Annotated in this window: 18 protein-coding genes and 1 pseudogene; 14 read left to right on the top strand and 5 right to left on the bottom strand. The window is 41.0% G+C overall.

Translation table 11 applies throughout. The annotated features are described in order from the left end of the window. Nucleotides 1-21 precede the first annotated feature (21 nt). Nucleotides 22-474, top strand: coding sequence for a helix-turn-helix domain-containing protein (locus TY49_RS25205; protein WP_232310396.1), 453 nt, complete (start codon nt 22-24; stop codon nt 472-474). A gap of 313 nt (nt 475-787) precedes the next feature. Beyond that, nucleotides 788-1,150 (top strand): VOC family protein, encoded by a 363-nt coding sequence (locus TY49_RS06445; RefSeq protein ID WP_052442109.1) that lies wholly within the window; start codon nt 788-790, stop codon nt 1,148-1,150. Nucleotides 1,151-1,255: 105 nt separating this feature from the next. Here the strand turns inward: TY49_RS06445 and TY49_RS06440 are convergent. Together TY49_RS06440 and TY49_RS24565 are read right to left on the bottom strand one after the other, a co-directional pair. Beyond that, a pseudogene (locus tag TY49_RS06440) lies at nt 1,256-1,585 on the bottom strand (redoxin domain-containing protein); the annotation flags it as partial. Nucleotides 1,586-1,600: 15 nt separating this feature from the next. Then, on the bottom strand, nt 1,601-1,777 hold the full coding sequence (locus TY49_RS24565; RefSeq protein WP_156972617.1) for a hypothetical protein: 177 nt from the start codon (nt 1,775-1,777) through the stop codon (nt 1,601-1,603). Nucleotides 1,778-1,994: 217 nt separating this feature from the next. On the opposite strand from TY49_RS24565, the gene TY49_RS06435 reads away from it, so the two are divergent. Both TY49_RS06435 and TY49_RS25395 read left to right on the top strand, forming a co-directional pair. Beyond that, entirely contained in the window at nt 1,995-2,885 is an 891-nt protein-coding gene (locus TY49_RS06435; RefSeq protein WP_041965084.1) for an acyl-ACP desaturase, read from the top strand. A 146-nt stretch (nt 2,886-3,031) separates the two neighbouring features. Further along, a complete protein-coding gene (locus TY49_RS25395; protein WP_269745718.1) occupies nt 3,032-3,157 on the top strand; it encodes a hypothetical protein in 126 nt (41 codons plus the stop codon). 9 nt (nt 3,158-3,166) lie between these two features. On the opposite strand, the gene TY49_RS06430 is transcribed toward TY49_RS25395, so the two are convergent. Then, on the bottom strand, nt 3,167-3,661 hold the full coding sequence (locus TY49_RS06430) for a J domain-containing protein (protein WP_232310395.1): 495 nt from the start codon (nt 3,659-3,661) through the stop codon (nt 3,167-3,169). Between the two features lie 149 nt (nt 3,662-3,810). Between TY49_RS06430 and TY49_RS06425 the strand changes: the two genes are divergently transcribed. Then, nucleotides 3,811-4,335, top strand: a complete 525-nt coding sequence (locus TY49_RS06425) for a DinB family protein (protein WP_041965083.1) — start codon at nt 3,811-3,813, stop codon at nt 4,333-4,335. 64 nt (nt 4,336-4,399) lie between these two features. Here TY49_RS06425 and TY49_RS06420 read toward each other — a convergent pair whose 3' ends face one another. Both TY49_RS06420 and TY49_RS06415 read right to left on the bottom strand, forming a co-directional pair. Beyond that, entirely contained in the window at nt 4,400-5,335 is a 936-nt protein-coding gene (locus TY49_RS06420; RefSeq protein WP_041965082.1) for an acetamidase/formamidase family protein, read from the bottom strand. Between the two features lie 12 nt (nt 5,336-5,347). Further along, entirely contained in the window at nt 5,348-6,283 is a 936-nt protein-coding gene (locus tag TY49_RS06415) for a DMT family transporter (RefSeq protein WP_041965081.1), read from the bottom strand. A gap of 160 nt (nt 6,284-6,443) precedes the next feature. Here TY49_RS06415 and TY49_RS06410 point away from each other — a divergent pair, with 160 nt between their 5' ends. From TY49_RS06410 to nikC, 9 genes are all read left to right on the top strand, one after another. Further along, nucleotides 6,444-6,854, top strand: a complete 411-nt coding sequence (locus tag TY49_RS06410) for a DUF4181 domain-containing protein (RefSeq protein ID WP_041965080.1) — start codon at nt 6,444-6,446, stop codon at nt 6,852-6,854. 416 nt (nt 6,855-7,270) lie between these two features. Next, nucleotides 7,271-7,714 (top strand): hypothetical protein, encoded by a 444-nt coding sequence (locus TY49_RS06405; RefSeq protein WP_156972616.1) that lies wholly within the window; start codon nt 7,271-7,273, stop codon nt 7,712-7,714. Nucleotides 7,715-8,170: 456 nt separating this feature from the next. Then, nucleotides 8,171-8,989: an SDR family NAD(P)-dependent oxidoreductase gene (locus TY49_RS06400; protein ID WP_232310394.1), complete on the top strand. Its 819-nt coding sequence runs from the start codon at nt 8,171-8,173 to the stop codon at nt 8,987-8,989. Nucleotides 8,990-8,999: 10 nt separating this feature from the next. Continuing rightward, a complete protein-coding gene (locus TY49_RS06395; RefSeq protein WP_041965078.1) occupies nt 9,000-10,046 on the top strand; it encodes a ketopantoate reductase family protein in 1,047 nt (348 codons plus the stop codon). Beyond that, nucleotides 10,037-10,696 (top strand): GntR family transcriptional regulator, encoded by a 660-nt coding sequence (locus TY49_RS06390; protein WP_041965077.1) that lies wholly within the window; start codon nt 10,037-10,039, stop codon nt 10,694-10,696. Before TY49_RS06395 ends, TY49_RS06390 begins: the two co-directional genes overlap by 10 nt. A gap of 13 nt (nt 10,697-10,709) precedes the next feature. Next, nucleotides 10,710-11,726, top strand: coding sequence for an ABC transporter ATP-binding protein (locus tag TY49_RS06385; protein ID WP_041965076.1), 1,017 nt, complete (start codon nt 10,710-10,712; stop codon nt 11,724-11,726). Further along, nucleotides 11,680-12,675, top strand: a complete 996-nt coding sequence (locus TY49_RS06380; protein WP_041965075.1) for an ABC transporter ATP-binding protein — start codon at nt 11,680-11,682, stop codon at nt 12,673-12,675. The genes TY49_RS06385 and TY49_RS06380 overlap by 47 nt, the downstream gene beginning before the upstream one ends. A gap of 19 nt (nt 12,676-12,694) precedes the next feature. Continuing rightward, nucleotides 12,695-13,708: an ABC transporter permease gene (locus TY49_RS06375; RefSeq protein WP_052442108.1), complete on the top strand. Its 1,014-nt coding sequence runs from the start codon at nt 12,695-12,697 to the stop codon at nt 13,706-13,708. A 208-nt stretch (nt 13,709-13,916) separates the two neighbouring features. Further along, on the top strand, nt 13,917-14,735 hold the full coding sequence (gene nikC / locus TY49_RS06370; RefSeq protein WP_041965074.1) for a nickel transporter permease: 819 nt from the start codon (nt 13,917-13,919) through the stop codon (nt 14,733-14,735). The last annotated feature ends 66 nt before the right edge of the window (nt 14,736-14,801 follow it).

The raw sequence follows: 14,801 nt of genomic DNA, 5'->3' as shown, positions 1-14,801 counted from the left end.
GTCTCAAAAACAATTGAATACATGAAAAAGAATATCGAAGAGGAAATCACCTCTGAAAAATTGGCAGAATTGGCTGGATATAGTCTATATCATTTTACACGAGTGTTTAAGGATGTCACGGGCGTTTCTCCCAGACACTTTCTCTCCGCTTTGAGAATTGAGGCAGGAAAGGAGAAGTTGATAGGGCCGTCATACGGCTCAATTCTCAAAACCTTATTGGATATAGGCTTTAAAAGTTTTGGTACCTTCAGCTCAAAATTCAAGCAATTTGTCGGACAGTCACCCAAACAATTTCAAAACAGTGCAGTGAAGCTTCATCGGTTTATGAATGACTACGATGAAGTCAATCTTGAAATTCCTGTTTCTGTAAAATCACCCGCAGTCAGATGCACGCCAGAAGTTCCAGTGTTTTTCAAAGGCATCATTTTTGTAGAGTTGTTCCCTCGGCCGATACCAGACCAAGAATTGCCTTAAGAGGAACCAAAAAGAAGTGTGTTTTTTCGAAAGTCCACCTAGAACCTATTATGCTCTGGCAACTGCAATTCCATGGAGCCTGAATCCTCGGGATTATTTTCTGCTATGCAAGAATCTGCGAGGGAAAGCTGACTGCCCTGTTGAAATCTCTGAAAGTAATATCTGCAAAGTACATATAAAGCTGTGCGAACCTTTGCCGTATAACCCGTCAATCTTGATTAATTTGCCGATTCTCTTATTTGAAAAAGATAGCAAACTAGATGAAAAATAACCTATTGTAATGTGCTAATTTTATGAAAAAGGAGTGATTGTATTGTTAAACAGAGTTTGTGTAATAACGATTAAGGTTGGGGACATGAAAGAAGCACTTGAATTCTATACAAAGGCGCTGGATTTTGAAGTGTCCAAGCATTATGGGGAAAATATCATTTCATTGGTACATAACGAGATTCCGATTGTAATAGAAAAATCAGATGAAAATAGTACATCTGTTAGCCAGAAGGTTTTATTGGGAATCCTCTCTGAGAATATCGATGAAGATGTTGAAATTCTTCGCGGTAAGGGTGTGAAAATTCTGTTTGACGAATCCAGACCGTGCCCGCCAGGAAGGTATAATGTGATTGAAGATCCGTTCGGCAACCAACTCGAGCTTGTTGAGTTTTCGAATTTTAAGTAATATTTGGAGGCTCCATAAGTTGGCGGTTTCCGATCTGTTCTTGATAGAGGTAAACGTAATGAACAAATAGAAGAACCACCTTCACCAAAGGTGGTTCTTTGGCATTTATTCAGTTGGTTTCTCACCATTTGCAATATCCGCAGCGTATGGAAGGATTCCTTCTGCTTCTATGCCGAATGTATCGATTTCCTGCGAATGAAGAACTGTGCCGTCCTTATCAAGTACAGCGAAGCCTCTTACGGCTATAGGAGCTTCTGGATCTAACATGTTTGTCTTCTTGATCAATATCAATTTCTCATCCGAGATGACTGGATAATCAAGTCCCAACTCTTCTTTCATCGCTTTATGTTCCTTAACAGACGATGCGCTTACGGCGTAAATGTTCCCAGGGAACTGGCTGAAAAGATCTTTTCGGTTCTGCAGCTCGACCAGCTGCGATTTACAGAAGTCTCAACCAACTCCGGTAAAAAAGAAAACGAGTGCAGGCTTGTCCATATTTTCAAAGGATACTTCCTCGCCATTTTCATCAGGCAGGGAAAGGCCAGTTGATTCAGATTTATCTTCAGAACAGCCGCTTAGGAAAGCTCCTATCATCAGTAACATCATTAAAAAACCTAGTTTCTTCAAGGTGCACCTCCTTATGTATTTTCTTCAGTATATATTGTTTTGCTGAAAACTCATTATACCATTTATGGAGAATTTGTAGCGAATGGATAACTCCTTCCTCCTAAATTCCTATTTTTAAATAAAAAGAGCCTTTCATTTAGTTAAAATTCAGAAAATATGTTAGAGTTGTATTTAGTAACAGGTCATAATATCTAGTATATAATTTGGAGGGACTGCATTGCTGACGAACCACCTGGATTTTCGACTCGAGCCAAGGATTAGAGAACTTTACGAGGAGCATAAGAAGCGTGCTGAAAAAATCGATTGGGGTTATCATGAATTTTTGCCATGGGATAAAGCAATGGATTTCAAGCGAGTGCCATGGGATGAAAGCCAGATTACACTGCCTGCACCAGTAGTCACCGCGATTGAGACAGCGCTGCTGACTGAGGTGAACCTGCCGTGGTTTACTTCTTATCTTGATCAGACATTTAAAGGGTCTTTATCGGTCATCAAAGATTTTGTCCATACATGGACGGCAGAAGAGGACCAGCACTCAAATTTGCTGGAAACGTATCTGTTAATAACCAGAAATGTTGAACCAATGCGGCTGCATCAATTACATAAAATGACGCTGGAGAATGGCTGGGATCCAGATTTTCATACGCCATTTGAGACGATGGTCTACACCTCAATGCAAGAGCTGGCGACGATGGTGTTTTACAATAATGTCGCGAAGGTAGCAGGTCCGCATGATCGAGAATTGGCCACGCTTCTCCGCCGGCTTGCAAAGGATGAGACGCTTCACTACGCATTTTATCGAGATGTTATCAAATACCACCTAGAATTAGAGCCTAATTACTGCTACTACCTGGGCAATGTCATCATGAACTTTAAAATGCCAGGAGCGGTTATGCCAGATTTTGAAGACCGGATGGCCATCATCGCTAAAGAGGCGAATTACGGTCCACTGGAATATTTCGATCAAGTCCTCGATGTCATCGTTGATTATTGGGATATCGAGAACCTAAGGCCGATCGCGCCTGAAGCGGAAAAAGCACGACTGGACATTTTGAATTACCATGCGCGCTTAAAAAGGGTCAGGGAGAGGTTTTATAAAAATAAATAGAAAAAATGGAACCAGCAGTGTTGATTTCTGGTTCCATTTTTATTTCCTAAAGGTATTTTCCAATTTTTGCAGAATAGTTTATGGAAAACATGTGAAAATGAGCTTTTATGTATAAGGGAATGCTACTATTTACCGGAGGCTTAATCATGTATATGGCAGGCATCTATTTATCTACTAAATGGACCGCTATCGGAGCGTCCATTGGTGTTTTAGGCGGGATGCTAATGGGTGTCAGCTCCTATTTTTATATTACGAAAAGAAGGAATCAATGAAGGATTCCATTACTTTAAATTCTCGTAATGTTCGTTAAACACCTTGAACAGCCTTTCATCGCCACCGCGGTCGGGATGGAGGGCTTTGAGGATTTTCTTGAATTCTTTTCTAAGCACCTGGTTATCTGTATTTTGTTTTAGACCTAACATTTCTTCCATTTGCGAAGGTTCAGTGCCTGATGCTTCGATTTGTGCATTCAGCATTTTTTTCAGCGTCCTTACCTTGGATTGCTCAATATGTAATCGTGTGGTCAGCAATTCCAGCTGTTCGTTAAGCAGGTTATTCTCCCGTTTAGAACTTTCCAGCTGTGCGGTGAAACTGTCGTTATGTTTTTGGATAATGAAGTCTGTCAGGTCTTTAAGATGAATTTTATACGAAGCATATCTTCTATTAGCCTGTTCGGCTTTTAAAAGTCCTTCTTCAATCCACATCAAAACATCTTGATCAACAGCATCTATTCCGTATGAAGTTAACTGTTCTGCAGCCTCTTTGATTGTCAGCATCTAATTGCCTCTCTTATATAAAAATAATCAGACAAATCTATCATACCATTGAATTTTTGCAGAAAAAGAACAGAAGTGTGACAATGTGTTACATACAAATCCTCATCTGAAAATAAAATGGATTTATATCGAAAAGGCAGGTGTAGAAAATGGTGTTTAACATGAATGATGCAATCGAAATCCTGGAGCGGACGCCTGGAACTTTGGAGGCTTTGTTATCAGGATTATCAGAAGGTTGGGTGTACAGCAATGAAGGGGAGGGAACTTGGAATCCTTCCGAAGTAATCGGACATCTCGTCGACGGTGAAAAATATAATTGGATTCCAAGACTTAAAATCATGTTAGGGGAAACAGATGATAAAAGGTTCCCCGCTTTTGACCGTTTTTCACATTTAAAAGACTATAATCATCTATCAATTGAGGAAAAACTTAGTGAATTTTCTTCCTTGAGGAAGGAAAGTATCAAGAAACTGAAGGAACTGATCGTTGATGATAAGCAGTTTGTATTGACGGGAGTCCATCCGGAATACGGGGAAGTAGAGGCAAGACAACTAATCGCTACTTGGGCAGTACATGACTTAACGCACTTATCGCAAATAACCAGAGTTTTAGCTAAAAGGTATACCAAAGAAGTTGGGCCATGGAAAAGTTATCTGGGGATTTTAAATAAATAATTTGTAAGTATTCATTTCTAAGTGCTCAAAATTAAACCCCTGCGAATTTCACAGGGGCTCTTCTTTATCTTATCGCACCGTGCGGCAACACCGCATGCACACCTTTAACCCCGTTTACTACCTGGGTAACTCTCAAATCGACTGTCACACTGGCCAGTGCAAGTGCCTCTGTACGCTCCATCCCATGAAGTTCTCGCAAAAGTGAAACCATTTCATCCAGTGCCTGTCCGGCAGCAAGATTCAAGTCTTCATTAAAGCCAAAGGTAAGCCATCCCGCTGGTGTGTTAGCCCGCGGCATTTTCACCTGAAGATCCTCTCTGAATGTAAGGGTGATGTCAACCAAGTCCATTGGGCACTCAATGGCCGTGCCGGAAACTTCGCCGTCGCCTTGCGCAGCGTGTCCATCACCAATTGAAAACAATGCCCCATCAACTGAAATAGGCAGATACAATGTGCTGCCTCTTTTTAGCTCTTTGCAGTCGATATTCCCGCCGCAATAGCGTGGAGGGGATGTATGATGTACACCTGGTTCTGCTGGTGCGACTCCCATCAAGCCGATGAATGGATTAAGCGCGACATTTAATGAACGAGAACCAACTTCAGTTTCTGCTGTCATTGTGTCGCTGTCCAATTCCCAATCAAGGCGAATTCTCTCAGACCCTGTTAGACCGACTGCATCATTTTGCCAGCTCTTCTTGCCGCCTGCCCAATTTGTGCCATACCATCCTGGTACGACATCGTTCAATTTTACTTCAAGAACCATTCCGGCTTTTGCTCCGTTAACTTCAATCGGCCCGATCATCGGGTGGAGTGGAGTCTCTTCTTTTACGGCAGACGTGAAAAATTGTCTCTCAACACCTTTTAATTCAGAGTAGCCCCATTCAATATCGGGCGTTTGCATGCGAATGCTGTCTCCGGAATTCACCTTAAGGATTGGCTTATATTCATTGCTAAAAGAACCGTGAAGATTTTCGGATTTCAGTTGAATTTTATGAATCATAGCTGCAACTCCTTATGCGATTTCATTTTTTACTAATTTCTCGGCTTGTTTCTTTTTGAAAAGCCGTGGGTTTGTTCCAATATAAACACCAGATAATACAAGGGCTGCTCCGATTGCATGGGCCGCAGTGAAATTTTCGCCTAAAAACAAAGTAGCCATTATAACTGCAGATACCGGCATTACATTAATGAAGATTGAAGCCTTCGCGGCGCCAACTTCTTTGATTCCGTTGTAGTACATGACGAACGAGACAACCGTAACCAAAACGCTCATATGAATAATCGCAAACCAGGTGGTACCAGTTGCCTGCTGAACATCCTGCCATGATGTTTCTGCAAGGGCAAAGGGCATCAGGAAAAGGGTGCCGAAAGCGACGGCATAGGTGGTAGACTCGACCGAACTGAACTTTTTCAAAACAACTTTCCCAACGACACTGTATAATGCCCAGCTAACGACTGCGCCCATAAGCACAAAGTCGATTGGTTCAAATCCAAGCTTGAACAAGCTCAGCAGATGTCCTTCGGTTATGATGAAAAAGGCTCCAGAAAGGGCGATTGCCAATCCAATAACATTATTGCGTGTGATTGTTTCTTTTAAAAACAGAGCCGATAAAAGCACAATCAACACCGGATTGGAGGCGATGAATAGCGAGCTTTTGATAACCGGTGCATGCTTGCTGGCCAGGAAAAAGAAGATATTGTACAAGGCGATACCGGTCAGGCCCAGCACTGCAAATAGACCATAATCCTTCAAATTTGGTTTTTGGCGATTTTTCTCCATCACGAACATAAGCGGTATAAGCAGAATCACCGCGCCAAAAAACCTGAAAAAAGCGACAGTAGCGGGTTCAAAGCTTTGGACAGCATATTTGCCAGCGATGAATGCACTGCCCCATGTTGCCGTTGCAAAAGTCAACATGCCGTATGTAAGCCATAATTTTTTGTTCATTATATTCCCTTCATTCTTCTAAATTATATAAATAGTATTGTAGCATCTTTTTCGAAAAGCGAAGTAGTTTTTTGAAAATACATGCAAAAAAGAAACTCCACCGTAGGAGGTGCAAATAGCTGGGACTAAATGGTAAAATGGTACAAAAGGGAGTGATTATATGCCATGGCTGGAATTCTTTTTTCTTATTGTATCGATCCTTGCTATAGTAGCCGTATCTAAGTTCGTTTTAATGAAAGTGTTTAATATAAAAAAAGTGAAAAAGAAGATATTTTCCTATAATCATATCAATCGCACTCACCGCATTGTAGATTGGATGGTCAGAATTACTGCGGCAACTTTTTATATGATTTTCATGTATCGATTATACTTCCATGATTTTTCAATGAATCTGTTACTTTTCATCATGACCTTGATCATAGCATTGGAAAGCTTTGTCCGCGCATTCTTTGAGTGGAAATATACTGCTGATCCTAAACAATCAATCCTGTCACTTGGAGAAGGCATCACCCTTATTTTAATTGTTCTGGGGATCATTCAATTTGATGTTTTACATAGACTGTTTCAATAAAGCCAGGAGGGCATTAAAGAGACGATGGATGATCTAACTTTTATTGACCATCTTTTTACTTGTTTGTTTAATAGTCATTTTGTAATTTTTTTAAAATCGCCCAATGTTTCATTTAGCCAATTAGGTCTTCTAGAGGGGACGCAAATGTGTAGAGATTGACTGATAGATAAATAGAATTTTCGGAATGGTGGTGGTTCTTTATGATAAAAAATAAAAGAAACTTTGTCATTGCTATTATTCTTTTTCTTTTTTCGATGGCATTGAATTTTCCTTTTCCTCATGAATATCCTATTGGGCAGGATGTATTTTCAGCGTTAAACATACCTCTAAAGTCTATCAACGGGCTACATTATGTTGGAATTACTTCCTTGATTCTTCTAATAATTAGTCTTTATTTCCTGGGGCGGTCACTTGAAATGTATCATAATAGAATGGTCTTAATTGCCATTTTGCTTGCGTTTTTCCTTCCTATGGAACTTGTCAGTGCCTACCAAAAAACACTGGCCTCAGGTATTCATGCTGTTCACTATGACCGGGAAAACAGCCACTGCCGCTTTGAAATGAAAGATGATACCACAATGTCCGCTTCATGCGATCTGCCATTCGAAAATTACAATAATGAAACCGTCCAATTCAACATTGAATTCTATGAAAAATACCTATTCGAAGATGAAACACCACTGCTTTCCCTGATGAACGAAGGAGGTCCATATAAAGTAATGCTACATGGGAAAGAGAGAGAAATCGTAACCATTGAAACCGAGATCGATCTTTCCAAATTAGAAGTAGGGTCAATGAGTGGGGAAGCTTGGGCGGTTAATGTCATGATAAAAGATAAGGGTAAAGTTAGGAAGTTGTGAGGAGCAATAAAACTTAGCACACATTCAGTTGATTGAATGTGTGCTTTTTTTATGCAAAGAAAGGCGGAAAATGTCGTTTACAGGAGCGATTTTTAAGAAAATCAACTGATGCTCGGGAGTGAGGAGCTACGACGGATCAACTTCCATTTAATGATTTAGATGGAAAGCTATAAAAAAAATTTATCAGAATTTTGTTTTTCTAAAAGGTCCTGATAATTTTTACGTATATTTGTATAAAAATAATAATTTGCCTTTTAAATTATTGATTTTATCAAACTAAAGCAAGTACAAAAGTATTTTACGATAATTAGTAGTTTAGTTATCTACAATGCTAATTTTATATGACTATAGTTTTATATTTTAAATATTATAAATATTCTAAAAATAATCTTTACAATCTTTTTAGACTGTTATATAGTGTTACCAATATCCAGGACCAAGCGAAGGGGTGGTATTTTGATTCAAAGTGTTAACAGTTTACAATCGACATTTTTTACAGAAAAAGTTGTTCTGGTTACTGGTGCAGCGCATGGAATTGGCAAAGGAATCTGCGAAGCATTCCTCAGGCACGGTGCAACAGTAATTGGTACAGATATATTGGATCAAGAACTTATGGAAGTGAAAACGGAACTTAATGAGTGGCTTGATATGAATGAAAAATCTAACCGTTTTGATACATATACATGCGACATCACAGAAGTGGAAAGTGTGAAACTGTTAGTGGATTACACGATCCAAAAATTTAACAAGATCGATGTATTGGTTAACAATGCTGGAGGTGTATGTGGACAAATTCATCAACCAGTAGAAGAAGTAAGTCCTGAGCAATGGAGAAAGATATTTGCAGTTAATCTGGATGCCGCTTTTTATACGACAAAGGAAGTTGCTCCTTACATGAAAAAGCAGAATTATGGACGAATCATTAATATCTCAAGTGGAGCAGGGCGCAGCACAAGTCTGACTGGAATCCAGGCATATGCCAGTGCTAAGGCTGGACAGATTGGTTTCACAAGGCAAATGGCTCAAGAACTTGGTCCCTATGGAATAACGGTCAATAACGTAGCGCCTGGATTTGTAATATCGAATCCGTCAACAAAGAAGCAGTGGGAAAGAATGACGATGGAGGAGCAAGCAAACCTGGTCAAATCGATCTCGGTTAAGCGACTTGGAGAACCTGAAGATATTGCTCATCCGGTTCTGTTTTTTGCCTCAGACTTTGCAAGCTATGTGAGCGGCCAAACCATTTCTGCGGATGGCGGACAACAACTTTTTTAGGAGGAGTCTAATGGAAATCACATTGATTGGTGCAGGCGCGATTGGTGGTGTGCTAGGGGCTCATCTTGTGCGAGCGGGCAACAAAGTAACTTTTTGCGATAAAGATTTAGAACATGTTCATGTCATGAATAACCGCGGTCTTAGAATCGAGGGGCCTGATGAAACATTTACCGTTGACTGTGACGCCTATACACCCGAACAACTAGTTAAAAAAAAGCCAGTTCTGGATACGGTGTTCCTCTGTGTTAAGGCACAGCATACAAAAGAAGCACTGAAACCATTTATACATCTTGTTGGAGATGAAACCAAAGTTGTTTCTTTCCAAAATGGGTTATGCGAAAACGAGATTGCCAGCTTGGTAGGAAGAGATAAAACGATTGGCTGCTTTGTTAATTTTTCAGCAGATTACTTGGAGCCGGGCAGGATCCTTTATGGCGGAGTTGCAGCGCTCTATCTTGGTGAATTGGATGGGGAAATCAGCCAGCGAGTCACTGATTTGCAAAAGGTTCTCCAATGCTGGGGACCAGCCCAGGTTACGAATAACATTTGGGGCTATCTCTGGGGGAAAATGTCCTATGCAGGACTTTTATACGCGACTGCTTTAGTTGATGAAACAATGGCGGCTGTTGTAAGAAAAGTGGATCTTAGAGAAACATTGATGGAACTTTGTTCCGAAATACTAGAGGTTGCAGATAAGGAAGGAGTCAAGCCAATCGGTTTTGATGATTGGGTCCCTGGGCTTGTATACCCTAGAGAAACTCGTGATCAGAAACTGCTCGATAATCAGCTGGAAAAACTAGCTCAAAGAATGGCGGCAAACAAGAAAACAAAAAGCGGCATATGGAGAGACTTGGCTGTCAGAAAAAGAAAAACAGAAATTGATTCACAGTTAGTCCCAATTTTAGAAATGGGAGCAAAACATCAAGTACCAATGCCGTTGACGGATTTGCTTGTGAGTCTTATCAAAGAGATTGAAACCGGTTCAACTCAAATGGATTGGGATCACTTATATAAATTAAAAGGACTATACGAAAGCGGAGAAAAAATATGCAGTTAAATCATGAAAATCTTTCTGATCATGTAGCGAAAATCATTAGGAAAATGATTCTGAATGGATCATTGAAGCCTGGCGAAAAAGTGAACCAAGCCCAGCTTGCTGAAAGTCTTAATATATCACGTGGCCCAATAAGAGAGGCTCTGAGATTACTTCAAAATGAAGGGTTAATCAAACATGAAACTAATAAGGGAACACATGTTACGACTCTTTCTTCTCAGGATGCATATGAGATATATACACTTAGGGCTTTGCTGGAAGCAAAGGCTGCAAGCCTCGCAATCCCTAATCTATTAGATAAGGATTTTAGCAGACTTGAACTTCTTCTGGAAGAATTCCAGAATGCCATGGATGAGAGGGACTTAGAAACGGAAGCAAGATGTGATATTGACTTTCACAGATTAATCGTCAGTGCTTCCAGACATAAAAGATTGATCCATATGCATCAGCAGTTGGATACACAAGTTGGAGCGATGTTTTTAACTGTAGCCAACAAGCTTCCTGCGAGAGCAGCGCTTGTTGTAGAAAACCACAGAAAATTGCTTGAAGCTTTGAAGGCAAAGGATACAGATAGAGTCAGCAGGGAGTTTTCCGATCATTATGTTCACGCATTGAATGAACTAAAAGAGGTAAAAGGCCTTCTGACAATATAAAGGTGGTGTTTTTATGTTACTAGAACTGAATGACGTGTCACTATCTCTTAAGAGAGATGGAAAATACGTAAAAATCTTAGATGGGATTTCTCTTCAGGTGAAAAAAGGAGAGACAGTAGGGATTGTAGGTGAGTCAGGCTGTGGGAAAAGCATGACAGCATTATCGGTCATGAGACTATTACCTGAAAAAGCGAAGCTTGAAGGTGTTATTCAACTTGATCATGAAGATATAACCTCCTATTCAAAGAGGAAAATGGAGAAAATTAGAGGCAATAAAATGGCGATGATTTTCCAGGATCCGCTGACGTCATTGAACCCTCTTCATACTGTAGGCAGACAGATTGAAGAGACACTTATTCTTCATACAGATTTAAATAAGGAGCAGCGGAAACGTAGAGTGATTGAGCTTTTGAATGAAGTAGGATTACCGAGAGCAGATGAAATTGCTTCCGAATATCCTCATCAATTATCTGGCGGGATGAGACAGAGAATCATGATAGCAGTTGCCATGGCATGCAACCCAAGTCTATTGATCTGTGATGAACCAACAACTGCTCTTGATGTAACCGTTCAAGCACAAATCCTCGATTTAATGAACCATCTTAAAGATGTTAACGAGATGGGAATTATTATGATCACCCATGATCTTGGTGTAGTCGCAGAGGTTTGCGACCGTGTTGTTGTTATGTATGCCGGCAAAATTGTCGAGCAGGCCAATGTCAAGGAACTATTCATCAATCCTAAACACCCTTATACAAAAGGTCTTCTAGAATCAATACCGAAATTAGGAGTTAAAAAAGCAAAGCTTGGATCTATTCCTGGGATGGTTCCATCACCAGATAAAATGCCGAAGGGCTGTCGCTTCTATGAACGCTGCAGTTCAGCAATGGAAGTATGCAAAGGAACGACACCTCCAATGAGCAGTGTAGGAGAGGAGCATACTGCAGCTTGCTGGCTATACGAAGAAAAGGGGGGAGAAATGAATGGCTCTTCTGGAAGTGAAGGACTTGAAGCAACACTTCACAATTAAAAAGGGATTCCTGGGTGAAAAGAAAAAAGTGAAAGCCGTGGATGGAGTAAGCTTTCACATAGAGCAGGGGGAAACGTTAGGGATTGTTGGCGAATCTGGCTGTGGAAAATCAAGTCTGGGCCGTACGATCCTCCAGTTAATAAAGCCAACGTCTGGAGATATCTTTTTCGGTGGAAAAAATATTACCCATCTTCCGAGGAAGGAAATGAAGGAATTGCGGAAGGATATGCAAATTGTCTTCCAGGATCCCTATGCGTCATTAAATCCAAGGAGTACTGTCCGTGCAATCCTTGAAACTCCGCTTATCGTTCATGGAGTAGGAAATAGACAGGAAAGAAGGAAAGTAGTCGAAGGCCTGATCGATAAAATCGGCATTCGCAAAGACCAGCTTGACCGATTTCCTCACGAATTTTCAGGGGGACAGAGGCAAAGGATCGGCATAGCACGTGCACTCACATTGAACCCGAAATTGATTATAGCAGATGAACCTGTATCAGCGCTTGATGTTTCAGTTCAGTCCCAGGTCCTGAATCTTATGGTGGATTTGCAAAAGGAACTTAACTTAAGCTATATGTTCATTTCTCATGACCTTTCTGTTGTACAGCATATTTCCGATAGAGTAGCTGTTATGTATTTAGGAAAAATAGTTGAGATCGCTGATGTCGAAGAATTGTACAGGAATCCGCTGCACCCTTATACAAAGGCGCTGCTGACAGCCGTACCGATTCCGGATCCGACAAAAAAGCGAGACAGAATCATTTTGCAGGGAGACCTGCCAAGCCCAATCAACCCTCCGACAGGCTGTGCATTTCATACACGTTGTCCGGTAGCAACTCCTGAATGTAAAGAGGAATCTCCTGAACTCAGGGAAAAAGCAATGGGTCACTGGGCTTCATGTATTCATGTACATCATGAGCAGAGTGAGAAGACAAAGATTAATATTTCTTAACTTAAAGGAGGCGGGGTAGGTGGACGCACTTCGTTACACGGTAAAAAGAATTCTGCTCATGATTCCGATTTTAATTGGTATTAGTATTTTGACTTTCTTTATCTCAAATACTATTCCCGGTGATCCAGCTCGTTTAGCGGCTGGTCCATATGCAGATGCGAAGGTAATCGAGGAACTGCAGGAAAAAATGGGCCTTAATGATCCTGTGTATGTACAGTATTTCAATTACATGAAAAATTTGCTCCAAGGGGATCTTGGTAACAGTAACTACTCCCATCAGCCAGTAATGGAGGACATTAAACAATATTTTCCGGCAACTCTTGAATTAACATTCTTCTCGATGTTTATCACGATATTAATCGGAATACCTTTGGGTGTCATAAGTGCGAGCAAGAAAGATAAAGTAGCTGACCAATTTGCAAGGGTCATGGCCCTTATAGGTGTCGCGATGCCAGCCTTCTGGCTAGGAATCATTTTTCTATTATTCTTCTATCTGAAGCTCGGGGTGCTACCCGGTTCAGGACGGTTAGATACTGGGCTGGCACCACCGGAGACAATTACCGGAATGTACACGATTGACGCATTGCTTACAGGAAATTGGACAGTGTTTAAATCAGCAGTGATCCATTTAATACTCCCAGGCATAACCCAGGCGGCCGTTACCATCGGGATGATTACAAGAATGACAAGATCATCCATGCTCGAAGTTTTAAGAAGCGATTATATCAGAACAGCCTTTGCAAAAGGTGGATCAGAGAAGCGAGTACTTTACGGCCATGCATTGAGAAATGGAATGATGCCGATCATGACACTCCTTGGAATGACCTTTGGTCATTCGCTGGGCGGAAGTGTCCTCGTTGAGTCGGTGTTTTCGTGGCCTGGACTCGGGAAGTATGCGGTCAATGCCATTACATATCTGGATTTTCCAGCTGTTATGGCCGTTACGATCTTAATCGCCGTACTCTTCATTCTCGTAAACCTTATTATCGATATACTCTATCAGGTTGTCGATCCTCGACTTAACTATGATTAAAGCTGTTTACGAAAAAAATTATTGTTAAAATCCTAAAGCCGATTTTAACGTGATAAGAAGCAGTTTTGTAGTTCGGAATTAAGTGTGCCGGCTCTTTTCTCATAATTGGCTTTAATTTTGTAAAGAAACATAGGTCATTCAATCAAATTTGGTAGCCAAAAGCAACAAAGTTAGAGAAAAGAGTCTTGATTAAAAGGAGGCAGTAAAAGTGGGTAGACGGATTTTACAAAGTCCTTTAACAGTGTTAGGGATTTTCCTGGTAGCAATGATCATTATTCTGGCTATATTCGCACCTTGGATAGCCCCTAGGGATCCTCTGGAGGTAAACCTTGGACAAAAATTGCTGCCGCCAAGTTCAGAGCATTGGTTCGGTACGGATGAAGTAGGCAGAGATATATTAAGCCGGATTATTTTTGGAACAAGGATCTCTTTAAAGATTGGATTAATGGTCGTTTTAATCTCATTTCCAATCGGCACCATCCTGGGAGCCATCGCAGGTTATGTCGGTGGTATGGTGGACCAGGTCATCATGAGGCTTACTGATATTTTTCTTAGCTTCCCAGGAATCATCCTATCAATGTCCATTGCTGCTGCTCTCGGACCGTCGATTGAAAATGTCCTGCTTGCATTAGCGATCACCTGGTGGCCATGGTATACAAGAATTGTACGCTCATCAGTCCTGTCAATTAAGAGCTCTGAGTTTATCGAATCAGCAAAGGCGATCGGAGCCAACCCTTTTAGGATTCTGTTTAAAGAAATCATTCCTAACGCGATTGCTCCTGCAAGTATCCAGGCGAGCCTGGACTTAGGATTCGTTATCCTGGCTGCAGCTGGACTAAGTTTTATCGGCTTGGGAGCACAGCCTCCATCACCTGAGTGGGGAGCGATGCTATCCTCGAGCAGGGAAATACTGCGGGATGCCTGGTGGGCAGCCACATTCCCAGGTTTAGCAATCCTGCTGACTGTCTTAGGTTTTAACTTATTGGGTGACGGCATGAGAGATCTGCTAGATCCTAAAAATAGGTAATTACAATTCTTTGAAAGGGGTGATTCCTGCCTTTTAAAGCTTTGCAAGTAAAAAATCCATTAAAAA

The organism is Mesobacillus selenatarsenatis SF-1 (assembly GCF_000813125.1).
GTDB classification, from domain to species: domain Bacteria; phylum Bacillota; class Bacilli; order Bacillales; family Cytobacillaceae; genus Mesobacillus; species Mesobacillus selenatarsenatis.
This window is presented reverse-complemented; position numbering and strand designations above follow the sequence as displayed.